This is a genomic window from Bacillus tuaregi (genome assembly GCF_900104575.1).
Classification (GTDB): Bacteria; Bacillota; Bacilli; order Bacillales; family Cytobacillaceae; genus Bacillus_BD; species Bacillus_BD tuaregi.
Genome location: NZ_LT629731.1, coordinates 3,362,132 through 3,386,213, shown reverse-complemented (window position 1 = coordinate 3,386,213; position 24,082 = coordinate 3,362,132). Strand labels below are relative to the sequence as shown.

The following is a 24,082-nucleotide window of genomic DNA, read 5'->3' as shown; positions in this document are numbered from 1 at the left end:
CCATTTAAGTGCCGGCAGGTTTTATTTCTGCTCGGAAAAAAGGTGGTACCGCGAACAACAGCTCCATTCGTCCTTTTATGACGAATGGGGTTTTTTATTGTGTTTAACAAGCATAGGAGGATTTAAAGATGGAACAAAATGAATTAACAATGCCAACGAAATATGATCCCAATTCGATTGAAAAGGGCAGATACCAATGGTGGTTAAAAGGAAAATTTTTCGAAGCGAAGGATGATCAGGAAAAACAGCCTTACACAATCGTTATCCCGCCGCCAAACGTTACAGGTAAGCTTCATTTAGGTCATGCCTGGGATACAACGCTTCAGGATATTTTAACAAGAATGAAACGAATGCAGGGCTATGACGTTCTCTGGCTGCCAGGAATGGACCATGCCGGTATTGCGACACAGGCAAAGGTAGAGGCTAAGCTGCGTGAAGAAGGAAAAAGCCGCTACGATTTAGGCCGTGAAAAGTTTTTAGAGCAGACATGGGCGTGGAAGGAAGAGTACGCTGGCTTTATCCGTGAGCAATGGGCAAAGCTAGGACTTGGGCTTGATTACTCTCGTGAGCGTTTTACAATGGATGAGGGTCTTTCAAAGGCAGTGAACGAGGTCTTTGTTAAGCTGTATGAAAAAGGTCTTATCTATCGCGGTGAATATATTATTAACTGGGACCCAGCAACGAAAACAGCGATTTCTGATATTGAGGTTATTTATAAAGATGTTCAAGGTGCCTTTTATCATATGAGATATCCTTTAGCAGATGGTTCAGGCTCGATTGAAATTGCAACCACTCGTCCTGAAACGATGCTAGGTGATACAGCTGTTGCCGTTCACCCTGAGGATGAACGCTACAAGCATTTAATTGGCAAAACCGTTATTTTACCAATTGTCGGCCGTGAAATTCCAATTGTCGGTGATGATTATGTCGATATGGAATTTGGTTCTGGTGCCGTGAAAATTACCCCTGCGCATGATCCGAATGACTTTGAGGTAGGGAATCGTCACAATCTAGAGCGTGTTCTAGTGATGAATGAAGATGGCACAATGAACGCGAAGGCAGGCAAATATCAAGGTCTTGACCGTTTTGAATGCCGTAAGCAAATTGTTAAGGATCTCGAGGAGCAGGGCGTCTTATTTAAGATTGAGGACCACCTGCATTCTGTCGGCCATTCTGAACGTAGCGGCGCGGTGGTTGAACCATATCTATCCACACAATGGTTTGTCAAAATGCAGCCATTAGCCGATGCATCAATTGAACTGCAACAGCAGGAAGGAAAAGTCAACTTTGTTCCAGACCGCTTTGAAAAAACCTATTTACGCTGGATGGAAAATATTCGCGACTGGTGTATTTCTCGTCAGCTATGGTGGGGACACCGAATTCCTGCCTGGTATCATAAAGAAACAGGCGAGGTATATGTGGGTACAGAAGCACCGGCAGACAGTGAGAATTGGCAGCAGGACAATGACGTGTTAGATACTTGGTTCAGCTCCGCCCTCTGGCCGTTCTCAACATTAGGCTGGCCGAATCAAGACGCCGCAGATTATAAACGCTACTACCCAACAGATGCGCTTGTAACAGGCTATGATATTATTTTCTTCTGGGTATCACGGATGATTTTCCAAGGAATTGAATTTACAGGGCAGCGTCCATTCAAGGATGTGTTGATTCACGGCCTGATTCGTGATGCAGAAGGCAGAAAGATGAGTAAATCACTTGGCAACGGTGTTGACCCAATGGATGTCATTGACAAGTATGGGGCTGACGCTCTGCGCTATTTCCTTGCAACCGGCTCATCACCTGGTCAGGATTTACGCTTCAGCCTAGAAAAAATCGAGTCAACCTGGAACTTTGCGAATAAGATTTGGAATGCTTCCCGTTTTGCCTTGATGAATATGAACGGCATGAAGTATGAGGAAATTGATTTAAGCGGTGAAAAATCAGTAGCTGATAAATGGATTTTAACTCGTCTAAATGAAACGATTGAGCATGTAACAAGACTTTCGGATCGCTATGAATTCGGTGAAGTAGGACGTGTTCTTTACAACTTCATTTGGGATGATTTCTGTGACTGGTATATTGAGATGGCGAAGCTGCCGTTATACGGTGAGGATGAAGCGGCAAAGAAAACAACCCGTTCCATTCTAGCCTATGTTCTAGATAACACCATGCGGTTATTACATCCATTCATGCCATTTATCACAGAGGAGATTTGGCAGAACCTTCCACATGAAGGGGAATCGATTACGGTCGCAGCATGGCCGGAAGTGAATCCTTCCTTTACAGATGTGAAGGCTGCAGAGGAAATGAAGCTTTTAGTGGAAATCATCCGCTCTGTTCGTAACAGCCGTGCAGAGGTTAATACACCGATGAGCAAGAAAATTAAAATGATGGTGAAAGCAAAGGATCAAGGTGTACTGGCAACGCTTGAAAACAATAAAGCCTATCTTGAGCGCTTCTGTAACCCAGAGGAATTAACGCTGGCAACAGACGTTGCGATTCCAGACAAAGCGATGACATCGATTGTGACTGGAGCTGAAATTATCCTTCCGCTTGAAGGCTTGATTAATCTTGACGAAGAAATTGCCCGCCTTGAAAAGGAATGGGATAAATTAAATAAAGAGGTTGAGCGTGTTCAGAAGAAGCTCAGCAATCAAGGCTTCGTAAGTAAAGCACCTGCTAAGGTAATCGAGGAAGAAAAAGCAAAAGAAAAAGATTACACCGAAAAGCGTGCTGCAGTAGAAGAACGCTTAAAGGAATTAAGAGGCTAATTAATGATGGGTGTCAGGCACCGCATAGGGATAAATATGTGGTGCCAGGCACCATTAATATGAGGAGAATTCATCATGTTTCAGACATATGAAGAAGCACTGCACTGGATTCATTCCCGGCTTCGTGTGGGGATTAAACCGGGTCTGATGCGAATGGAATGGATGCTGGAGAAGCTGAATCATCCGGAACGGAAGATTAAATATGTTCATATCGGGGGAACGAATGGCAAAGGCTCGACGGTAACCTATTTGCGTAACATTATGGAACATGCCGGCTACGAAACGGGTACCTTTACTTCTCCCTATATCGAGCAATTTAATGAACGCATCAGCTTGAATGGATTTCCGATTACAGATGAAGAAATCGTGCAGCTGGCGAATGTCATTTACCCGCTATCAATCAAGCTGGAGGACACGGAGCTCGGTGGTCCATCTGAATTTGAGATCATTACCGCGATGGCGATTTACTATTTTGCTGAAATGCATCCAGTCGATCTCGCTATCTTTGAGGTTGGTCTTGGTGGCCGTTTTGATTCAACCAATGTCATTCATCCGCTATTGTCCATCATTACAAATATCGGCTTGGACCACACCCAGTTCCTCGGAAACAGCTATGAGGAAATTGCCTTTGAAAAAGCGGGAATCATTAAAAAAGATACCTGCCTTATTTCAGCAGTCAAACAGCCTGAGGCAAAGGAAGTCATTGTCAATAGAGCAAAGGAAATGAATGCTGGAGTCTATTTATTGTATGAGGATTTTTTCGTAAAGAATCATCACTCGATAGAAACAGGCGAAGTCTTTACTTGGCAGCATGAAGAGCAGGAGCTTCAAAACATAACCATAAGTATGTTTGGTCAGCATCAAACGGAAAATGCAGCCCTGGCGATTATGGCTGCTAAGCAGCTGGATAAGGAGCATGGTTTCCAAATCAGTGACAGTCAAATTCTTACTGGTTTGAAGGATGCTTATTGGCCAGGTCGTTTTGAGATAGTCTCGCATAATCCTCTCCTGATTCTTGATGGAGCACATAATGAAGAAGGAATCACTGCCCTAACTGCAGAGCTGACGAAAAGGTATGGTGACAAGAGAATTAAGCTGATTTTTTCAGCACTGTCTGATAAAAAATTGGATAAGATGATTGAAAAGCTGGACAAGACAGCAGATGAAATGACGTTTGTCAGCTTTGACTATCCACGAGCATCGATGGCAGAGGCATTGTACAATCTAAGCCGTTCATCTCAGAGAAAAGTGCAGGAGGATTGGCAAAAGGCGATTATGGCAGAATATACCACATTGAAGGAGAATGAGATATTAGTTGTGACTGGGTCGTTGTATTTTATTTCGCAGGTGAAGGTTTTTTTGAAGGATACAATCATATAACACAAAAACAAGCGCTTCTACTATATGCGCTTGTTTTTGTGTTTCAGTCATCTTATAAATCATAATCATAACGATAACTAATATTAATCTCCGGAGTTCCCCATGCGACTGGTGGTGGAGTTGGTGCTGATTTTTTACCACATGCATTTTTAAAAGCCTTTTCGTCTGTGATTACATCTGAATTCATACTGCTTTTCGCATATACGTTACTGTTAGTATCCTTTCTATTTATGTTAATATTACCAATGGTGAGAGGACCGGTCACACATAATGTGGAATTTTTACCAAGATTTGCTATTGCAATAGTAGTAGACTTAATTGAATCTATATATATTGTAGAATCTTCCATTCCATTAATATTTCCAATTATAGTATTACCGTCAATCGTAGTTTTACCATTAATAGTGGCTTTATTACCAATATACATTGTAGTATTTTTCATTTTAACATTTCCTATTTGAGCTTCTCCAATTATTTCAATAGTGGAATCTGTTAACCCGTTGCCATTTAAGTTGCCAATGGTTGCATCTCCCCCAACATGGAGTAGCAATTGATTCATACTATTCATTTGTCCTGTCTGTAAATCACCTGTGATAAAAAGTGTCGAGTTTTTAATGTCATTATTCATATTTCCAACAATAAGTTTACCAATAACTTTAAAGATACTATCGTTTAAGGTTAAATCATTACCAAATGTTACTGAACTTTTTTCAATTTGGCATTCTTCATTGGTGAAGTTTGATTTAGCGCTATTACATGTATCCAATTGACCGGGATCTGGAATTTCTGTCCCAGTAAGTATAGGACTATATCCGCCATTACTAGGTGGGTTAGATGGATTATTACCGTTATTTGTCATGACCTGACTAAAGTCTATAGACATATCAGTACTGATTTTAGCGGCTTTTGCATTTTCAATACCAGAAATCGTAAAGTCAATATCTAATTCTTTTTCTTTTTTAGTGAAGTAAATTTTTTCTATACGTATTAATGCTGATGCTTTGTCGTCTAATGTAATATCTGTGTCCTTTTTAATCTTATCATTAAGCAGCTTCCACGTCTCATCGACTGCTTTTTGGATATAGACTTCATTGGATAGAAGTCTATTATTTTTAATGTCCTCCTCACGGGTAAGTTGAATCTGTTTGATAATTTCTGACTTATTAGATTCATAAATATTTCGAACCTTATACTCAACCAAGTTTACGCCCATTTCAGCCAAGGCAACAGACTGCGAATTGGTTTCCACGATTTTATTTTGTTTCACCGTATTTACTGACTGGCCAAAAAAGGTGAATGCAATAAAAATTAATAGTGTACTAACAAGTAAAGTGGTTAATAGGGCATAACCATGCTGATTCCGTTTCATATTCATGCATCATTCACCGCCTCTTAAACGAGATAAAAGCGTATTAACAGTTATTTTTGTATTTGGGTTATCGATATCCGAAATATGGATTAATAAAGAAATATCGGATACAAAAGGATTTACTTCGATCACCTGATTTTCACTTTGTTCTCCAAGCTTTTTTATTTGTAACGTTAGTTTACTATTTTCAAAGGCAACTTTTTGTAGTGGTTGATCCCCTTCTTGATATGTGACTAAAATCTTACCACTGTTAGTTTCAATTTTATATTCTTCAGCTGTTTGATGAATTTTAGTTAGATGTGTGAGGATAATATTTGCTTCCTGCTGCATTCGGTTTTTAGTTATTTCTTTACTTGAAAAATCTAGGCCCTGGAAAAAGACATTCCAAATTAAAACCCCAATTAATGAAAGAATAGCTAAGGAGATTAATAATTCAATAACTGTTATTCCTTGCTGATTACGTTTGAACATCATATCACACCTGTATCATATATAATGTAACCGTACGTTTCGCTAATCAATTCGTCTTGATTATTTTGAATAGTAATGTGTATATAATGTGCTTTATATTTAGCTTCGTCCTCAATTCCAGACGGGTTCACTTTTTTTTCATCCTCTTTTTGAATTTTTACTTCCCTTTTATAATTATTAAGCTGTCTTTCAAAAATATAGTAACCAGCTGCTTCTCCTTTATAGTTTTCTAAAGTATGCATCTGATTTTTAGCGAGAGCACTTAATACAGCTTTCTCATTCTGCCAAAATAATAACTCTTCTTTTGCAATACCAACGGCATTGGTATGAGCTAAATTTTTGTTATTTAAGTGTCCCATTTGAGGAAAAAAATTCATTATGGAAGTCAAAACAATAGTCAATATGACGATTGATAAAAGCACTTCTATTAGGGTAGTCCCTTTTTGATTAAAAAAATTCAAAGATATCCATCCTCCATGATTAATGGAAAATATTATAAATAGGATAATATTTCCTCGGGATTTTCGATTCTAATCCTAATTTAGTACATATATCTAGATAGTATTATTTTACTATATTCTATCCTCGTTTAGCTTTAAATTTTTTATTATTAGATTTAAAAAGAGGCTTTATTAATGGAAATTTGTGTTATTTTTGTTGTTTTTATTAATTTTTAATTTTATCTCGGTAGAGGAAGTCCTTTTGAATGAAAGAACTACCATTATAGTTCATTTTAACCGTGACAGAAATCACATTTAATATCTTACTATTTTGGTAATTAAATGTTATTATAATATTATAACTAAGGTTAATTTTTCCTTTTTGTAATAATAAAAAAATAATAATAAGAGTGATAACTATGAATAACGACCGTGGATTTACGCTATTGGAGATACTAGCTTCCGTCCTGATATTAGGAATTGTGTTGACGGTGTTTTTTCAGTATTTTGTTTTTGCACAACGAGCAACGACTAGTAATGAAGATCAATTAGTGGCAATGAATCTTGCTGAGAAAGTACTAGAAAGAATGGTCAATACCGGGACAGGCGAGGGGTATCTAAGTGATATTAGAAAAAATGTTACATTTCCAATCCCCGCAGATAATTATGAAGAAATCGGTAAAGGAAATTGCAATGGAGCTAGTAACTGTGAAAACAGATATCAGTTCTCTGTCAAGAATCAAGAGTATGAAGTGAAATTAGCTGTGTATCCTGAGCATGACAATTTGGGAATTTATCCGGTAGAAGTTCAAGTCTATGGGGCTGATGATAAGTTGATAAGTAAAGTGAAGGGGCTGGTGGAATTATGAAGAATCGGTTCATAACATCAGCTAAGGGGATTACTCTTGTCGAGCTGCTGGTGTCCCTTGCACTTGTCGGTGTTGTTTCAACCCTTATTGTTGGGGTACTTGTAAGCGGTACAAAAAGCTTTGAAAAGGTAAGTAAAGAAGTATCCTTGCATGATGAAGCAAATTACATTATGACCATGTTTGCTAATGAAATCTTTGAAGCAACGTCAGTAACCTCTGTGCCTAGTGTACCTGAGGGAGAAAAAACGAAACTCATAAGTATTACGAAATATGGAAGTGCGGAAGAGATTCAACTAGGTTTTGATAATGAGCAAGCAGTTATAAAGGGAAAACCTCTTCATTCTTCCTCCATTAAAATTTTAAATAGCTCACAAATGAAGGTCTATGACGGAACGGTACATATAAATTTAGCCGTACAAGGAAAGGACACGAAGAAGGTCACATTAACTAGTGAGGTTTCTTTTGTGAACGTGGAAAAAGAAGAATAGAGGTGAAAAGGTTGTGCCTGCTAATGAAAAGGGTTCTACCCTTGTTATAGTGTTATTGGTTTTGCTTATCTTTTCTGTGCTGGGAATTTCTTTAATAGGAAATGTTGTAGGTCAAAGTAAAAGAGTTCAGCAAACCGAAACACATGTACAAGAACGTAATTTAGTTAGAGATGGTCTCACCTATTTCGAAGCGGACTTTAAACAAACGGTTGATAAATTTACGAAGAAATTAGACGCTCCGACAATAGAAGATCTAAAAATATATTTTCATAAATATGAAAAATGGGTCGCCGTTACTGACGAAGTTGAAATAATGGTGATACCGCCTGATATTTTAAAGGATGGAAATTCCCCGCAAAAATATACTCAAGGGAGCTTAGAACGAAAAAAATTCCAAGTAAAAAGCCGGGAGAAAAAGGGAGCCAAGAAGGACGTTTTAGTAGGAAATTACGAATTAGATTTTGATATCAATTTCGATGAGCCTACCTATCACTTAGCTGATTTTCAAAAGGAAGGTGTAGCGATTGATCTAACAAAAAAAGATATTATCGGGTTAGATATATGGCTATTAGATTTAGGTTTAATTAATCTACGAGGAAATAATGACAGATTTCATCAATTGCCAAGTGACGAAATCATAGGAATAGATTTACTACATAGTGTATTAGGCTTAAGTATTGGTGATGGAGACAGGTTTAAAACGATGGAAAAGAGACAAGTTGTCCTGACAAGGAAAGGTGAATTATTAAATCTAGGTCTCATAGGTAAATTATTAAATGTTAACTTGCTAAATTTTAGAGATGAACCGGATTCGAATGTCAATATTAATGGATACTTTGGGATACTCGAATTGCTTGGTTTAGATTTGATTAAAGATTTTAGAGATATTAATTTTAAAAAATTAGCCGTTGTTGGTAATGCATTAATACAACAGGATAAAAGGGACTATACATGTAAGACACTGCTGGGGATTGCCTGTTGGAGTGAACGGAAGCCAAATCTTCGCTCATTTAACTTTCAAGAAGGGTTATATGTTAATAAATCATTGATAATTGGTGCGACTAAAAATCATATTAGTAAGCTTAAGCTAGGCGGTGATATGGTCGCAATGGACACTTTGAATATAACGGATGTAGATTTACAGATTAATCATAGTAATGTATACGTTCATGGTGATTCTCCCAGTACCACTCAACCGGAGGAAACTACGAATCCTCCAGTTGCGCTAATTAAAAATGCATGCATCACTTCGAATGATAAAGACTTTCATCTTTTTTCTAAAGGGAAAATATCTTTAGAAAATAATTCAAGATGTAATACATTTGATGGGCTATTCTATTCTGAAGATATAATCGAAATCAATACGAAGGGCCAGGATATCACCATAAATGGTGAATTAATAGGAGAAGTTAAGGTAATTGGCGGTGGAAAATTAACAATAAATAGAGACCCTAATTATTATGATGACGTAATATTTGAAAACATAACATTAGCTCCTTTAGGAAGATCCTTTGAATAGAAATTAAGCACAACTGTTTCTGATTTATACGGAGTTTTGTAAAAGTATCACTAATAAAATAGACCCAGAAACGAGATGAGTAGCGATGAATATTAATAATAAAGGCTCAACGCTTGTTCTTGTTCTACTTGTGATTCTTATATTTTCTGTACTGGGGATTTCTTTACTGAGTAATGTTATTGGTGAAAGTAATAGAGTCAGTAAAACAGAATCCAATGTACAGGCTCGTAATCTAGCGAGAGATGGTCTTACCTATTTTGAAAGTGATTTTAAAAAGGCAAAGTCCCTTACGTTAAAGGAGTTGAAGGACTTTTTTAACTTATATAAAGAAGGAAGGGAAATACCTACTAGTAATGGTGAAATCAAGGTAACGGTTATTCCGCCTGATGTAGCCCAATCAACAACTAGCAAGGAGTATGGTGAAGGGGAGATTGAGCGAAATCTTGTCCAGGTTCATAGTTACGGTACAGATGGGAAGAGTGAAGAAACATTAATTGGTTATTATAAACTCGACTTTGAGGTGGATTTTGACACACCGACAATGGAGTTAGCGAAATTTGATGCGGCAGGAACCATCCCCATTGATGTTACGGAAACAGACCTAATAGGACTCGATTTAGGGATATTAAATTTAGATGTGATTAATCCTAGAGGGCCTGACCAGTGGTATTATCCTATTCCGACTGACGATGTCGTGAAACTAAATCTGTTAGGCAGCCTCATCAGTATTGGCTCTGGAGGTTATAGTCGGGTAGAGAATAATAGAATCATAGCCTGTAGAAAAGGTCAACTCCTAGGTCTAGCGGCATTTAATAATAAAAAAGACTTGCGAGATTTAGGGCTCTTAACCGTAGATGTCTTAGAATTTCCGAATCAATTAGAGAATACAAATGTTGTCATTAATGGTGGATATACAGTGCTTGGTGTACTTGTTCTAGCCATTAATAAATATGAGGATATTGATTTTAAAAAATTGGCGGTTCTTGGAGATACTGTTATTCAGCAGGACAAGCGAGGCTTTCTATTTAGTAAAGATACAGATGGTAAACGAACTTTTACTTTTTTAGAAGGGCTGTATGTTAATAAATCATTAATCATCGGTGGAGATACTAGCAATAAAAGTACCCTTAATCTAAGCGGGAAAATGGTGGCGATGGACGACCTTTCTATTAAAAATGCTACTGTGGATTTTATAAATAATGGCAGCAGCATCTATGTTCATAAAAATGCGGTCTTAAATGCTTCCTGTATCCGTTCAGATTACTCTAAATTTCAATTATTAGTTAAAAATAACTTAAAAATTGAAAATCATTCAAACTGCACAACCTATAACGGGATATTTTTTGCTGACGAAGGAATTGATATTCACGTATCTAAGGGGCAAACGGTAACGATTAATGGTGAGGTCATTGGTGATTTGACTGTGAGCGGAGCAGGTAAACTAATAATAAATTCTAAAGCCTCTCAGGAGATAGTTTTTAGCGATATTTCATTAATAGCCCAAGGTCGTTCAAGGAAATAATGATGAAACTAGGGCATATTTCCTTAACTAGTATAGAAAAATAAACTTATATTTGACTAAGACATGGACAAATACCTGTAATTTTATATCAAACAATATATACCTTTTCTTTAAAAAACTATTTTATTATTATACAATAACTCTTATAGGTGATTCGAATGAAATGGAAGATAAAAAAGTATATGTTTCTGAGGAAAAAGTAGTAAAATAGTTGCAGGAAGGGAGTGATAAGAATGGATGTAACTTTATTGATTTTTGCATTAGCTTCTTTAATCATATTATTCCCGATTATTTATTTCTTACCTTTGAAAATTTCAGCAAAGGGAAAGATAATCGTGATCGCTGTTTCTTTTCTTATTTCGATAACCGGATTATTTGCGAAGCTCTTTTTACAAGTTTGGCAAAGTGTTTTGCTGTTGATTGCACTTATTTTGTTAGTAACATTAATTTTCAAGAAAAGGTTCACGCCCTTTATGTATAGTATGGCTGATAACGATAGCTCCATTATGAATGATGCTGCTGAACCAATGGAAAAGAAACAGGATTCAGACCTGTTTCATTTTGATTATATCCCTGAACTGAAACAAGCTGAAGAAGATAATAAAGAACGAAATGTTCTAGCCGCTGCTGAAACAGATGTGCTGCCAGTGGTTCAACAGGATAGCGACTCTTTCGAAGAAACTTCAGCCCATGTGGAACCCATTAGTGAGCTTGATGAAATTGACCCAGCTGCGATTACATTTGAAAATGATTTACCTGAAATGGAACCAATAGAACCCTTTGCCGAAGAAGTGAAATCTGCTGAGGAGCTAACGGTTGAAGAAGTGCCTGAGCTTGATGATCTTACGGCACTGTTTGAGCATGGTAATGAACAGAAGGGTGAGCAGGAATACACTTTAATTGCAGAAGAAAATGAAATGGCTGAAAGTGAAAACCTGACATACCTCGCAGAGCTAGAAGAAATGATGATGGATGCTCAAACAAAGGAAGAGGATTCACTAGAGCAGGATTCAAAAGCAATCGAGCCTTCTGGATTCGAAAATGACATCGACGATCTTCTTAAAGAGGTTGAGCTAGAGGATGATAACCTTGAACATGAGGTTGTGGAGTTCGATGTTAACCAAGAACAAGCTGCTGCGGCAATAGAAGAAGCTGACACAGTAGAAGCTGTTGAAATCCTTGATGAAGTAATGGAAGAAGCATACGTGAACCAGGTAGTCGAAGAATCAACCTCTCTGGATGATACTCTCGATATAATAGTTGAGGAACCTCAGTCTGATGATGAGAATTCTACTGATAATCACGACAATGACTTACAGGAAATTGATATTGATTCAATCGAAGCTGAGAGAACAAATACTTTTATTGAAAGAACAGATACTAATGAGGAGTATAAGGATGCCCTTGAAGAGGAAACTTATAGCCAATATCAACCTGAAACAGGAGACAAAGCAGATACAGAAATGTCTGAGGAGCAGAAGGACATATTCCAGACGATTCTGCTGCAGACGGAAATTGCTAAGCAGGAGCTCACACATCAGCAATATGAACAATTCCTGCAAAGCTATATCGATTCAAACAGTCCAGCGGTGCAGCGCTTTACGTTTGCGAGTTTGTTAATTGAACATTTCTTAAGTAATCATCAATATCATGCGTTATTATCGTTACTAGGACAATTGGAGGAGAATTTTTCCCAATATCCAATATTGTTACAAGAAATTCATTATTTACAAGCGCATTATGCTGAGAAATAATTTATTATAGTTCTATAATGTTTTTGTTCTTTTCGATTGGCGCAATTCAAATATAAGGCTTGGTGAATTTAATGAAAAATAGTGCACAAATTATTGGTTTGCCGATTATCAGTATTTCAGACGGAATACAGGTCGGAATGGTTAAAGCTTTAGTAATAAATCCTGAGAAGGGCTCGATTGATTTTTTAACAATTGAACATGAGGATTGGCACGGAAGCGTAAAAGCAATTCCATTCAAAAAGGTTATTGGAATTGGTGAGTTTGCTGTGACAATTGAAGGTTCTCATGCTGTGATTGATTTAAATGAAATCCCAATTGCTAATCAGCTTGTTAATAAAAAGATAAAATTAAAAAACACAAGAGTGATGACGAGAAAAGGTGAATTATTGGGAGAAATCAGCGAGTATTTCATTGACGATGAGTCAGGGCAAATACTCGGCTTGGAATTAAAAACCTCCAACAAGGATTTAGCCCTTTCTTCTGAATATGTCCTTACGTATGGAAAGGACATTATTATTGTGAAGGAAGAAGCAGCTAAAAACTTCCTCGAGAATATTCTAGAGGTCGGTCAGAATGGGGAAAAGCCATCGATAATAGAAGAGCCCCAGCCGGCTGTTGTTGTGAATAAGCAAAGCGAGCCTACAGCTAGTAAAGAGGAAAGCCAAAATGATGAGCTGGTAGCACTTAAAAGAAAACAAATTGACCTTTTAAAAGGGAAAATGGTTACAAAGACCATTTATGATTCAAAAGGTCAGGTATTATTTGAAGCAGGCACCAAATTGACTCCTGCTGACATTACAAAGGCCCAGGATGACAGTCCTGGAACGGTAGTAGAAGTATCGATGAATGTTGAAGCATAAATAATAGCGGTCAAGCCTTGCCCTTTGCAAAGGGCAAGCAGCCTGTCCGATAGCGGAAGGGGGCGGGATGATGGAAAAACGTCAAATCGTTTGGTTGTTTATTCTTCTAACCTTTTGTTCAGGATATATTTTTAGTTTTTCGTTGTTAGGTGAACAAGCATTTGAACGTGTATTTGCGCAAAATAATGGTTTTACAGAAGGCACCACGATTGGGGCTGTTGATGTCTCACATCTTAGTGAGCAAGAGGCATTGGATAAGCTACAAACAGAAACAAAAAAATGGGCCGACGAAACGATTTTGAATTTGCAATATAAAGAAAAATCAATCGGATTCAGTAATGATAACCTTGTTTTTTTATTGGAAAAATCTATTAATCTAGTAAAAAATGGAGGGCAAACTCCGTTCGTTGTTGAGCTACAGGAAGGAACGTTAAATTCCATCTTAACGGAGTTTGGCATAGCGGAGGATCACTTTAATAAAGAGGCGTTTATTCAGGCGGTACTATCCTATCCGTCCATGCTAACTGCGGGCACTCATATGATAAAGCTTGATGACTATATGCTTGAAGGACCGGAAAATCAGCTAATTTCAGAGGCGGCTGTCACTCACAAGGACATTGGTGAGCAGCTGGACTTGTGGGTAAGTCACTTTCCAACGGTTACGATAGCTCCTCATTCTCAGTACTCGGTCCTAGCTGGGGTAGAAGAGAGTGGTGTTCGAACGTTCACGTCAGAAGGATTGAGTGTAGTGGCCACAGCGATTTATCAGGCAGTTCTCCCAACGAACTTTCAAATAACGGAAAGAAGTACGAGTCGAGAATTACCATCCTATGTGAAGGCGGGCTATGAAGCAAAGGTTGATGTGGAACAGGATATGGATTTAGTTATTTCCAATGTGACAGACTATGAGTATATTTTAGAATTCAATCATCTCGGTGATCAATTGACTGTTTCGTTTACAGGGCCGGCCTATCTTTATCAATATAAAATTATTGAAAAGAACCACGAAACCTTTAAACCAAAGAACATTTTACAATACGATGCTAAGCTCGAGCCTGACCAGCAGGTTGTCAGAAAAAAAGGCCAAGAGGGACTGTTGATCAATATTATCCGAGAGATATTAGACCAAAATGGTGCCTTGCTTAATCGGGAATTCATTTCGGAAGACTTTTACCCTCCTGTCCATGCGGTAGTGGCAACAGGCTTAAAAGCACCAAAAGCACAGATTGAGTCCGAAGAGGAAGGCACTCTAGGAGAAGAACAAAACACTAACCAGACAGGTGGAACAGGATCTGAAAATCCAAAAACGCCGCCAGTTCCACAAAATGTGGCTCCAGGTATTGCCCCTGATCCAACACAGGTAATACCGCCTGCAGGGGAAGAACCTCCGCCAACAAAATAAGAAATAAAGCAGGGATATCATTGAAACGAACAAGAAAAAGACTGGGAGATATACTTGTTGAATTTGGATTAATCACGGAAGAACAGCTGCAGGCAACCTTAGAGGAAAAAAGCAAGGAGCAGAAGCTGGGGGATGCTCTCCTTGCTCGCGGATACATTACAGAGCAGCAGCTTATTGAAGTGCTCGAGTTTCAGCTGGGGATTCCCCATGTGAATTTATTCCAGTATCCGTTCGACCCACAGCTTTTTTCACTCATTTCAAAGGACATTGCGAAGCGTAATCTGATTATTCCCATGAAAAAAGATGGTGACAAGCTCGTCATTGCGATGGCCGATCCTATGGATTATTTCTTAATTAATGATTTGGAGCTTGTTACCGGCTTTCAAATTGAACCGGCTATTGCAACGAAGGACGATATCCTGCGTGCTGTTAATAAGTATTATGATATGGACGAGGGTCTTGAGGAGCTATTTAATGATAATAGCCTGGACGATGAGGTTGAGCCGGATAAAATCGTTGACCAAACCTCACCAATCGTCAAGCTTGTCAATTTGATTCTCACAAATGCTGCCAGCATGCGGGCAAGCGATGTTCACATTGATCCACAGGAAACAAAAGTAAAGATTCGTTACCGGATTGATGGTGTCTTAAGAACGGAAAGAACCTTCCCAAAGCATATGCAAAGCATGCTGATTGCCCGGATCAAAATCATGGCAAATCTTGATATAACCGAGCACCGAGTGCCGCAGGATGGTCGGATAAAGCTGAATATTGATTATCATCCACTTGATATTCGTGTCTCCACGCTTCCGACGATTTACGGGGAGAAAATCGTTATGCGTCTGTTGGATTTAGGCAATGCCTTAAATGATATAGACAGGCTAGGCTTTAATTCTCTAAATTTAAAACGATTTAAAAGCTTAATTGGAAAGCCAACCGGAATTGTGTTGATCACAGGTCCGACTGGATCAGGAAAATCCTCTACACTCTATGCAGCATTAAATCATTTGAACAATGAAGCCGTGAATATTATTACGATTGAGGACCCGGTTGAATATCAGCTGGAGGGAATCAACCAAATACAGGTCAATACGAATGTTGGGATGACCTTTGCGACAGGGTTGCGTTCAATCCTTCGTCAGGACCCGAATATCATCATGGTCGGGGAAATACGTGATAAAGAAACAGCGGACATTGCTGTTCGTGCTTCGTTAACAGGGCATCTTGTGCTTAGCACACTCCATACCAATGATTCACTTGGTTCCATTACTCGTTTAATTGATATGGGCGTAGAGCCATTTTTGGTGGCATCCTCCATTACGGGTATCGTCGCTCAGCGTCTTGTGCGAAGGGTGTGCCGTGATTGTGGAGAAGCACTGGAACCGACAAAGCTGGAAAGGGAAATTTTCGCTAAAAGAGGCTTGAAAATCGACCGAATTATGCGAGGAAAGGGTTGCTCATCTTGTAATATGTCAGGCTATAAAGGCCGGATTGCGATTCAAGAGGTACTTGTCGTCGATGATCAAATACGCCGTGTCATTATGGATGGTGAATCGTTTTCAAAGCTGCGTGATTATGCGGTGAAAAATAAAACCATCTTCTTAATCGATGACGGGCTTTTGAAGATTAAGCAGGGAATCACGACGACAGAAGAAGTATTACGGGTGGCTATTCCTGATTAGGGGTGTTGTAAGATGAAAAATAAATTAGATACTCTGCTGCGTGCAGGCTATGAAGTAAAAGCATCCGATGTGCATTTAACTGCCGGTGTGCCTCCAATTATGCGTATTAATGGTGATTTAAAACGATATGGAAAAGAAAAGCTGCTTCCGAGTGAAATTGAGGCCATGGCAAAGGTGATCATTCCAGACCATTTATGGGATAGCTTTAAAGAAAAAGGGGAGTTCGACCTTTCCTACACACTTCCCGGAATTTCTCGCTTTCGTGTCAATGTTTATCACCAGCGCAACAGCATTGCCATAGCACTGAGGATTGTACCAACAAAGGTGCCGTCACTTGATGACCTCAACCTTCCGTCAATTCTGAAGAAAATTGTCGAGAAGCCGCAGGGACTTGTGTTAGTGACAGGACCGACAGGAAGCGGGAAATCAACCACACTAGCGGCCATGATTGACTATATGAATAAGATAATGGCCAAGCATGTGATCACGCTCGAGGACCCGATTGAATATTTACATCGTCATGGCAATTGCATTATTGACCAGCGTGAGGTCGGGATTGATACACAAAGCTTTGCTAATGGACTGCGGGCGGCCTTACGTCAGGACCCGGATGTTATTTTAGTCGGAGAGCTCCGTGACCTTGAGACGATTCAAACAGCGATTACAGCTGCTGAAACGGGTCACCTTGTCTATGCGACGTTGCATACTTCCAGTGCACCGACAACGATTGACCGGATTATCGATATTTTCCCGCCTTTTCAGCAGGACCAAATTCGGATTCAGCTCGCTTCCGTGTTAGTCGGCGTCATTTCTCAGCGTTTATTCCAAACGGCTGATCGAAAAGGGCGGATTGCTGCGACGGAAATTCTGATTAACAATCCAGCGGTTGCCAACTTAATTCGTAATGAAAAGGTCCATCAAATTATGAATATTATGCAAACCTCTCGCTCACAAGGAATGCACACTTTGGAAACAAGCATTACTTCCCTTTTACAAAGCGGCATGATTTCAAACGAAACGGTTCAATCCTATCTTCAGGAAAAGGTGCTAGAAGATGGCAAGGTTTAAATATCAGGGCCGTGATCGTAAAGGGAAGAAATCAGGTGTGGTGTCAGCAGGCTCAAAAAGGGAAGCTCTGCTCGAGCTGAGGGAAAAGGGCATTAAGGTCACAGAAATGACCGAGCTGCCTGAAACGTTTTTAACGAAGGATATTAATATCGGGTTCGGTGAAGCCGTTAAAACCCAACAATTTGTTATTTTTTTAAGGCAATTTGCCACACTGCTGAAGGCCGGGGTAACACTGGTCGATTCGACCGTGATTCTTGCCCAACAGACAGAAAGTAAGCCATTGAAAAAGGCCTTGCTTGCAGTGGAGTTGGATTTGCGCGGCGGGATCCCGTTGTCAGATGCCGCTGCTAAGCATAAACGAATATTTTCGAATATGTTTGTTAATATGGTACGAGCCGGTGAGGCCGGCGGGCAGATCGATGAAACACTTGAGCAGTTGGCCAATTATTATGAAAAGCATAATGATACAAAGCAGAAGATTATTTCCGCGCTTATGTATCCGCTTGTATTAACAATTGTTGCCATCGGTGTAGTTATCTTTTTATTAGTCAGTGTCGTGCCGACCTTTGTCGATATGTTTAATGATTTCGATGCGGAGCTGCCGGCAATCACAAAGTTTGTGATGAATGCTAGTGCCTTTATGCAGGTATACTGGTGGCTTGTAATTTTAATCATGTTATTGATTACATTTGCCATCACCTTTATCCGTAAGCAAAAAGATACAAAGTATTATTTAGATTATGTCCTCTTAAGGATTCCTATTTTTGGCAAGGTGTTACAAAAAGCTGTCATCGCAAGAATGACGAGAACGCTAAGCTCCCTGTTTGCCAGCTCTGTGCCAATCATTCAATCAATGACGATTGTTGAGCAGGTTGTTGAGAATGAGGTCATTGCCAGAGTACTGCGAAAATCACGTGATTCGCTGGAAGCAGGACAGTCGTTGACCGTGCCGATGAAAAGTCATTGGGTCTTTCCGCCCCTTGTATCGCAGATGATTGCGGTAGGAGAGGAATCAGGCTCACTTGATACAATGCTGGCAAAGGTGGCTGACTTTTATGAGAAAGAAGTCGATACAGCAACAGATCGTCTAAAGGCGCTAATTGAACCAACAATGATTGTCATATTAGCTGCGTTGGTTGGTACAATTGTTTTAGCAATATTAATTCCGATGTTTGAGATTTATAATTATGTAGGATAAAATGATGATATAGGATTGTTAATAATTTACTATTTTCATCCTAGATATTATGTAATATAATATCTTTAGTGACATATGTAATGGGTAAATAGTAATAATAAAGGAAGAGGAGATCATTATGCTAAAAAAGATGGGCAATAGACTTAAGAATCAAAAGGGTTTTACATTGGTTGAATTGTTAGCAGTTATTGTTATTTTGGGTATTATTGCTGCAATCGCGGTGCCAAGTATCGGTAATATCATTGAGAAGTCTAAATTTGACGCAGCAAAGGCTGATGCAATACAGATATTAAATGCTGCTAAGCTTTATACAGCTGCTGAAGGAGTTCCTGCTAATTCGTTAAATGAGACTAGTACTGAATTAAAGGAATATATTGATGCAATAGAAAACATTACTAAATTTACAGTTAGCTTTACAAATGGTATACCTTCATTATCCGATGTAACGGTAAAAAGTGGTATAACATATAAAGATGGGAAAACTGTACCTACTTTTAATGGGACTGTGTCCGCTATTTCCAAGATGGAGTATAAGGATAAATAATAGAATGATGATAAATAATTATAAATATAGAAATATTTCTTATTAAAGTGTGAGTTAATAATGACTTTAATTTATTCTAGTATAATTTTAATATATGGTATCATTCTAGGCTCCTTCTACAACGTAGTAGCCCTCCGCATCCCAGCCGGAGAATCTATCGTCAAACCACGCTCACACTGTCCTAAATGCGGACATGTCCTAGGAGCCTTAGAGCTGATACCAGTTCTGTCCTATATTCTACAAAAGGGGAAATGCCGGAGCTGTAAAGCTCCAATTTCCCCTTTATATGCATTAGTAGAGCTTGCTACAGGCTTACTATTTGTTTCAGCACCGCTTGTGATGGGATGGACTTCAGAGCTATTCGTAGCGTGGACGCTTATTTCGCTGCTTGTTATTGTGTTTGTTTCAGACTACAAGTATATGATTATCCCTGATAAGGTACTGCTGTTCTTTTTACCGATTTTCCTAATCGAGCGATTCTTCATCCCTCTCGCTCCATGGTGGGATTCGCTGCTCGGAGCGGCTGTCGGCTTTGGTCTCCTCTATTTAATTGCCGTCATTAGTAAAGGCGGCATGGGCGGCGGTGATATTAAGCTGTACGGTGTTCTTGGGCTTGTTCTCGGCGTCAAAATGGTGCTCCTGAGCTTCTTCCTAGCGACGCTGTTAGGTGCTTTATTTGGTGGAATTGGTCTTTTGGCGGGGAAAGTAGAGCGAGGTAAACCAATCCCGTTTGGGCCGTTTATCTGTATAGGCGTATTGCTTGCTTATTTTTTTGGAGAAAATATTCTAACATGGTATTTTCAACTTTTCTTTTAAGGAGTTTTGTTTATGGGCTTTCGTATTAGCATCGGGAAAAAGAAAATAGTCAATCTCATCATTAAAGATCATGTTATTCGTTTTGTCGATTTAAAAAATACGAACCCTCCAATTGTCCAAAATTACGGTGAACGTTATTTACCAGCTGGTATCATTCATGATGGGAAAATTGTCGACCATGAAACCTTTGAGGCAATCCTTGAAGAATGCGTATCAGATTGGAAAATAGAGAAAAGACTAGTTCGGTTTATTGTACCGGACTCTTTTGTCATTATTCGGAAAATTGCGGTTCCGCTTGAAATTGATGACGATGAAATGCACGGCTATATCTTTATGGAAATTGGCTCAAGCATTCACCTTCCATTTGAAAATCCAGTCTTTGATTATGTCCGCCTTGGTCAAAAGGAGGGAAAGCAGGAGCTCTTGCTGTTTGCCGGACCGGAAGAGGTAATTAAGGAGTATGCAGATGCATTAGAAGATGCAAAGCTAGAGCCAATCAGTGCAGATATTTCTTCACTGGCCCTGTTCCGTTTCTATCACCAGCAGACACCTGATGATAATCAAATCGTTATGCTCGTTCAAGTCGATTTAAAATCGGTTAATATTTGTATTTTTGAAGATAAAAAGCCGGTTGTCACAAGGCAGCTGATGATGGACGTGGATATCAGTAAATGGGAGAGAGGCAAAAACCATCTTATTTTAAATACATATCTGGGTGACCAGAATGATATCTATCATCCGCTGGATGATGCCTATCTTGAAATAGATCGGGTGCGGAATTTTTATAATTATTCATTAAATCAAGGCAGTAAGCTCGTCAGCAAGCTATTGCTTGATGGAGACCATCCATGGCTAGAGGAAATCGAGGAGAAGCTGAGAAGTCAGTTTGATATCCCGGTCCTTCGCGTTGAAGGTCAAACGCATGCAGTCGGAGATGCGGGGAAGATTCCATCCTCTTACCATCTTAATATTGGACTTGGCTTGAAAGAGGTGGATTAGAGATGCTAGTGGAAATTAACCTCCTGCCAAAAAAGGATACCCGAAATAAAAATATATTAATCCTGGCTCTTATATTTATTCTATTAATTGTTGCAGCCCTTTCCTTTTATATTTGGCAGATTAATGCAAAGGAAAAAGAGCTGGCAGATATTCAAACGCAGCTCACGATGACGCTTGATCTTGTTGAGGCGAAAAATAAACAAATAACTGATTATCAATCCTCGACCTCTGTCCAGCAGCTTGAGCAGGCGATATCCTGGGCGGAAACCCAGCCGTTTGATGCTGTTTTTCTTGTCGATGAGCTGACAAGAATACTGCCTGAACGGGGATATTTTACTGAGTTTGACATGGATGGCAATCATAAAATCAAACAAAAGATTCGCTTTGATACTAAAAGCGAGGCTGCCTACTACCTGCATTCATTGCTTGCATTCGACTGGGTGGATGAGGCAGTCCTTTCAGAGGCCAAATCAGAAGCTGCCTTAGACGAAGAAGAGGATGAAGAGGGAGAAAACAAGTCTGTTGGTCTTGTGAATGAGGACAATGTTTTGCCTCGTTATATCGCACAATATGAAATGATTGTCAACATTCCAAACCTAACTCGGGCAGCGTTAGAGGCGGAGAAGAAAAAGGAAGAAGGCGCTGAAGATACTGAGGAAGGGGATGATCAGTGATGAATTTCTCAGGCAAAAAACAGCATTTGATCATCCTAATCGGTATTTTGCTTTTCGTTGGTATTGTAGCGGGCGGTTATTTTCTCTATTTACAGCCGCTAAATGACAAGCTTGATCGAAAACAAACCGAGCTGGATATGGCGAATCAGCAGCTATCGATCATCGAGAGTAAAACGGTAGAAGCAGGTGAGCAAACAGCTGAAAGCTCGATGAAGCTACAGAAGCTTGTACCTGTTAAGCGTCAGCTCGAGCAGCTGATTCTTGATATTGAAAAGGCTGAGATTATTTCTAACGTGATGATCGATGAAATCAGGATGAACGGTACAGATGCTGATGAATTGATTGAGGTTGAACAAAAGACCGAAGAAGAGGATACTTCCGATGAGGAAGCTCCTGAAGGGAACGCTGATGAAGAACAAGAGGAAGCTGACAGGGAGGAAGACGAGGAAGAGATTGAAATGGTTGAGGTGGAGCTGCCTGAAGGAGTCAACAGAACCTCCATTTCCATTAAGGGCACGGCTGTTAACTACTTCGAGCTAGAGCGGTTCATCGATAGTCTTCTTTCTCTCAATCGGATTATTGTGATTGATAATCTATCATTTGAGGGCAACAGCGAATACAGGAAGACGGATCAAGAACCGGAAAAAACAGAATTTGAACTGGCGATGTCTGCCTTCTATTATCCTAAGTTGGTAGATTTAATAAAGGAACTGCCGCCAATTGATACACCAGAAGCGGCCAATAAAAAGAATCCACTCAACAGCTTCCCAAATGATGTAAAAAAAGACTAACATAAATATATCTCTTCAATAAAAACTTTGACGAAATCATTCGATAACAAGACGACAAAAGTCTTGTTATTTTTTTTTGCCCATATGTTAGGATGGAACCAACTATCAGGTGACAGGGAGGGCTGATATATGGACAAGCCAAGGAACGGGAAAACCATTAAGATCAAAATTAATGGTAAGGACAATCCGTTTAACGAAGGGCAAAAAGGAGGACCACCCGATCAAAAAACCATAGGAAGGGAACCTGGTGAACAGCCGTCACGACCTAAAGAATCAGTGGAGCGGGAGTCTGCAGCTACAAAGGAGACAACAGAAGACGGCGAAAAATTTGACTGGATCCTGCCGAGTGGAACGTCCCTTCCTAAAAGTGAAGAAGAATCAAATATTATATACCTTAAGGATAAAAAGCAAGAAAAGCTGGTAAAACCATTTACTGCTTTATGGAGCCAAATAGACTCCTCAAAGAAGCTGAAGCCTAAATCAAAAGGAAAACCTAACTTTAAAGGCTTTAACAAATTTAATAGCACGCTGCTGCTTTCTGTTGTTTTTGCTATTATAGTAGGAACGTTTTTCGGACTTATACTACTTAAATTAGTACCGTCAGATGAGGCGGCAGAAATGGAAGCAACAACGACAGTCAATGAAGAGGAAGCAGAGCAGCCAATCGCAAGCGGTAGTGTAGCGGCAGCCCTCCAGCCATTTTCTGTTGCTGTGGTTCAGGAGGGGGTATATTCCTCGCAAGGGAATGCGGATGAGATATTGGCAGGTATAAAAGAAAAAGGGATACCAGCGGCAGTGATTCCAACTGACGGGAAATTTGCGATTTATGTGAGTGTTGCCGCAACAATAGAAGATGCCAAAGCACTTGGCAAAGAGATGGAAGGAAAGGGACTGACAACATTTTCGAAGGAATTTACGACAACTGAGAAAAAAATCAGTCTTCAGCATAATGAAGAAAAGAAACTGCTCGAAGCCTCCCCACAGCTATATAAAACCCTCACAGCAAGCGTCACCACCGCCGGCCTTTCGAACCGTATTCCGGAAGATGTCATGGCAAATGTAGAAAAAGAAGCCTCCATGCTTTCAAACATTGATAAGGAAAAGCTGCAAACTAAATCAGTCATCCAGCTGTATAATGAGCTAGAAGCCGCTTCAGCTCAAATCAAGGAATTTGAGAAAAAACCGGATGAGAATACATTAACTAAAATACAACAAAGCTTATTAACCATTCTTGCTAGCTATCAAAGCCTCCAATAGCAGCTGCTTAAGTGCAGTATCAGAAAAAAGTCGATACCTGTATTTTCCGGGAAATAGTATAAATAACTTATGGATAGTAAATAGGTAAGGAAAGCTAGAGTAGAGCTAACCTTACCTATTGTTTATGCCTTTATTTTTCCTAAATCGATAGAGTATGGTTTCTTGAAATCCTGCAAATGATATGGAAGGATTTATTTAACCGTGATTC

Annotated in this window: 21 protein-coding genes and 1 other annotated feature (1 of these 22 only partly in view); of the genes, 18 read left to right on the top strand and 3 right to left on the bottom strand. The window is 39.4% G+C overall.

What is annotated here, in order from left to right:
- Window positions 1-78: a binding site (T-box leader), on the top strand (it extends 159 nt beyond the left edge of the window).
- Between the two features lie 50 nt (window positions 79-128).
- Window positions 129-2,771 carry a valine--tRNA ligase gene (locus tag BQ5321_RS18720; RefSeq protein WP_071395935.1) on the top strand — a complete coding sequence of 881 codons (2,643 nt, stop codon included), beginning with the start codon at window positions 129-131 and terminating at the stop codon, window positions 2,769-2,771.
- A gap of 75 nt (window positions 2,772-2,846) precedes the next feature.
- Window positions 2,847-4,151: a bifunctional folylpolyglutamate synthase/dihydrofolate synthase gene (locus tag BQ5321_RS18715; protein WP_071395934.1), complete on the top strand. Its 1,305-nt coding sequence runs from the start codon at window positions 2,847-2,849 to the stop codon at window positions 4,149-4,151.
- A gap of 52 nt (window positions 4,152-4,203) precedes the next feature.
- Here BQ5321_RS18715 and BQ5321_RS18710 read toward each other — a convergent pair whose 3' ends face one another.
- From BQ5321_RS18710 to BQ5321_RS18700, 3 genes are read right to left on the bottom strand one after another with little or no spacing between them, the layout of a single operon-like run.
- Window positions 4,204-5,526, bottom strand: coding sequence for a hypothetical protein (locus tag BQ5321_RS18710; protein WP_071395933.1), 1,323 nt, complete (start codon window positions 5,524-5,526; stop codon window positions 4,204-4,206).
- Window positions 5,527-5,529: 3 nt separating this feature from the next.
- The gene (locus tag BQ5321_RS18705) at window positions 5,530-5,994 is read right to left on the bottom strand and encodes a prepilin-type N-terminal cleavage/methylation domain-containing protein (protein ID WP_084786860.1); all 465 of its coding nucleotides are present in this window, start codon (window positions 5,992-5,994) and stop codon (window positions 5,530-5,532) included.
- On the bottom strand, window positions 5,991-6,452 hold the full coding sequence (locus BQ5321_RS18700) for a type IV pilus modification PilV family protein (RefSeq protein ID WP_071395931.1): 462 nt from the start codon (window positions 6,450-6,452) through the stop codon (window positions 5,991-5,993). Before BQ5321_RS18700 ends, BQ5321_RS18705 begins: the two co-directional genes overlap by 4 nt.
- 398 nt (window positions 6,453-6,850) lie before the next feature.
- Here BQ5321_RS18700 and BQ5321_RS18695 point away from each other — a divergent pair, with 398 nt between their 5' ends.
- The 16 genes from BQ5321_RS18695 (at window position 6,851) to BQ5321_RS18620 (ending at window position 23,874) form a co-directional block, all read left to right on the top strand.
- Window positions 6,851-7,300, top strand: a complete 450-nt coding sequence (locus BQ5321_RS18695) for a type II secretion system protein (protein ID WP_071395930.1) — start codon at window positions 6,851-6,853, stop codon at window positions 7,298-7,300.
- The gene (locus BQ5321_RS18690) at window positions 7,297-7,788 is read left to right on the top strand and encodes a PilW family protein (protein WP_071395929.1); all 492 of its coding nucleotides are present in this window, start codon (window positions 7,297-7,299) and stop codon (window positions 7,786-7,788) included. Before BQ5321_RS18695 ends, BQ5321_RS18690 begins: the two co-directional genes overlap by 4 nt.
- A 13-nt stretch (window positions 7,789-7,801) precedes the next feature.
- On the top strand, window positions 7,802-9,307 hold the full coding sequence (locus BQ5321_RS18685; protein WP_071395928.1) for a hypothetical protein: 1,506 nt from the start codon (window positions 7,802-7,804) through the stop codon (window positions 9,305-9,307).
- An 85-nt stretch (window positions 9,308-9,392) separates the two neighbouring features.
- Window positions 9,393-10,829, top strand: coding sequence for a hypothetical protein (locus BQ5321_RS18680; RefSeq protein ID WP_071395927.1), 1,437 nt, complete (start codon window positions 9,393-9,395; stop codon window positions 10,827-10,829).
- A gap of 233 nt (window positions 10,830-11,062) precedes the next feature.
- Window positions 11,063-12,583, top strand: coding sequence for a hypothetical protein (locus BQ5321_RS18675; protein WP_071395926.1), 1,521 nt, complete (start codon window positions 11,063-11,065; stop codon window positions 12,581-12,583).
- Between the two features lie 71 nt (window positions 12,584-12,654).
- Window positions 12,655-13,443 (top strand): PRC-barrel domain-containing protein, encoded by a 789-nt coding sequence (locus BQ5321_RS18670; protein ID WP_071395925.1) that lies wholly within the window; start codon window positions 12,655-12,657, stop codon window positions 13,441-13,443.
- 67 nt (window positions 13,444-13,510) lie between these two features.
- Window positions 13,511-14,845, top strand: coding sequence for a VanW family protein (locus BQ5321_RS18665; RefSeq protein ID WP_084786859.1), 1,335 nt, complete (start codon window positions 13,511-13,513; stop codon window positions 14,843-14,845).
- Between the two features lie 20 nt (window positions 14,846-14,865).
- Window positions 14,866-16,527 (top strand): GspE/PulE family protein, encoded by a 1,662-nt coding sequence (locus BQ5321_RS18660; RefSeq protein ID WP_071395923.1) that lies wholly within the window; start codon window positions 14,866-14,868, stop codon window positions 16,525-16,527.
- A 12-nt stretch (window positions 16,528-16,539) separates the two neighbouring features.
- Window positions 16,540-17,595: a type IV pilus twitching motility protein PilT gene (locus BQ5321_RS18655; protein ID WP_071395922.1), complete on the top strand. Its 1,056-nt coding sequence runs from the start codon at window positions 16,540-16,542 to the stop codon at window positions 17,593-17,595.
- Window positions 17,582-18,793, top strand: a complete 1,212-nt coding sequence (locus BQ5321_RS18650; protein WP_071395921.1) for a type II secretion system F family protein — start codon at window positions 17,582-17,584, stop codon at window positions 18,791-18,793. The genes BQ5321_RS18655 and BQ5321_RS18650 overlap by 14 nt, the downstream gene beginning before the upstream one ends.
- A 118-nt stretch (window positions 18,794-18,911) precedes the next feature.
- Window positions 18,912-19,337, top strand: a complete 426-nt coding sequence (locus tag BQ5321_RS18645; protein ID WP_071395920.1) for a type IV pilin protein — start codon at window positions 18,912-18,914, stop codon at window positions 19,335-19,337.
- Window positions 19,338-19,397: 60 nt separating this feature from the next.
- Window positions 19,398-20,153, top strand: coding sequence for a prepilin peptidase (locus BQ5321_RS18640; RefSeq protein ID WP_071395919.1), 756 nt, complete (start codon window positions 19,398-19,400; stop codon window positions 20,151-20,153).
- A gap of 12 nt (window positions 20,154-20,165) precedes the next feature.
- Window positions 20,166-21,152, top strand: coding sequence for a type IV pilus biogenesis protein PilM (pilM, locus tag BQ5321_RS18635; protein WP_071395918.1), 987 nt, complete (start codon window positions 20,166-20,168; stop codon window positions 21,150-21,152).
- 2 nt (window positions 21,153-21,154) lie between these two features.
- Complete coding sequence (locus tag BQ5321_RS18630) at window positions 21,155-21,826, top strand: hypothetical protein (RefSeq protein ID WP_071395917.1); 672 nt, start codon at window positions 21,155-21,157, stop codon at window positions 21,824-21,826.
- Complete coding sequence (locus BQ5321_RS18625) at window positions 21,826-22,617, top strand: hypothetical protein (RefSeq protein WP_071395916.1); 792 nt, start codon at window positions 21,826-21,828, stop codon at window positions 22,615-22,617. Before BQ5321_RS18630 ends, BQ5321_RS18625 begins: the two co-directional genes overlap by 1 nt.
- Before the next feature lie 129 nt (window positions 22,618-22,746).
- Window positions 22,747-23,874 (top strand): hypothetical protein, encoded by a 1,128-nt coding sequence (locus tag BQ5321_RS18620; RefSeq protein ID WP_071395915.1) that lies wholly within the window; start codon window positions 22,747-22,749, stop codon window positions 23,872-23,874.
- Window positions 23,875-24,082: the final 208 nt, after the last annotated feature.

Bases quoted from the DNA above. Each gene is read 5' to 3' on its own strand.
- BQ5321_RS18720 (WP_071395935.1), top strand. From the start codon at position 129: ATGGAACAAAATGAATTAACAATGCCAACGAAATATGATCCCAATTCG.
- BQ5321_RS18715 (WP_071395934.1), top strand. From the start codon at position 2,847: ATGTTTCAGACATATGAAGAAGCACTGCACTGGATTCATTCCCGGCTT.
- BQ5321_RS18710 (WP_071395933.1), bottom strand. From the start codon at position 5,526: ATGAATATGAAACGGAATCAGCATGGTTATGCCCTATTAACCACTTTA.
- BQ5321_RS18705 (WP_084786860.1), bottom strand. From the start codon at position 5,994: ATGATGTTCAAACGTAATCAGCAAGGAATAACAGTTATTGAATTATTA.
- BQ5321_RS18695 (WP_071395930.1), top strand. From the start codon at position 6,851: ATGAATAACGACCGTGGATTTACGCTATTGGAGATACTAGCTTCCGTC.
- BQ5321_RS18690 (WP_071395929.1), top strand. From the start codon at position 7,297: ATGAAGAATCGGTTCATAACATCAGCTAAGGGGATTACTCTTGTCGAG.
- BQ5321_RS18680 (WP_071395927.1), top strand. From the start codon at position 9,393: ATGAATATTAATAATAAAGGCTCAACGCTTGTTCTTGTTCTACTTGTG.
- BQ5321_RS18675 (WP_071395926.1), top strand. From the start codon at position 11,063: ATGGATGTAACTTTATTGATTTTTGCATTAGCTTCTTTAATCATATTA.
- BQ5321_RS18670 (WP_071395925.1), top strand. From the start codon at position 12,655: ATGAAAAATAGTGCACAAATTATTGGTTTGCCGATTATCAGTATTTCA.
- BQ5321_RS18665 (WP_084786859.1), top strand. From the start codon at position 13,511: ATGATGGAAAAACGTCAAATCGTTTGGTTGTTTATTCTTCTAACCTTT.
- BQ5321_RS18655 (WP_071395922.1), top strand. From the start codon at position 16,540: ATGAAAAATAAATTAGATACTCTGCTGCGTGCAGGCTATGAAGTAAAA.
- BQ5321_RS18650 (WP_071395921.1), top strand. From the start codon at position 17,582: ATGGCAAGGTTTAAATATCAGGGCCGTGATCGTAAAGGGAAGAAATCA.
- BQ5321_RS18645 (WP_071395920.1), top strand. From the start codon at position 18,912: ATGCTAAAAAAGATGGGCAATAGACTTAAGAATCAAAAGGGTTTTACA.
- BQ5321_RS18640 (WP_071395919.1), top strand. From the start codon at position 19,398: ATGACTTTAATTTATTCTAGTATAATTTTAATATATGGTATCATTCTA.
- pilM (WP_071395918.1), top strand. From the start codon at position 20,166: ATGGGCTTTCGTATTAGCATCGGGAAAAAGAAAATAGTCAATCTCATC.
- BQ5321_RS18630 (WP_071395917.1), top strand. From the start codon at position 21,155: ATGCTAGTGGAAATTAACCTCCTGCCAAAAAAGGATACCCGAAATAAA.
- BQ5321_RS18625 (WP_071395916.1), top strand. From the start codon at position 21,826: ATGAATTTCTCAGGCAAAAAACAGCATTTGATCATCCTAATCGGTATT.
- BQ5321_RS18620 (WP_071395915.1), top strand. From the start codon at position 22,747: ATGGACAAGCCAAGGAACGGGAAAACCATTAAGATCAAAATTAATGGT.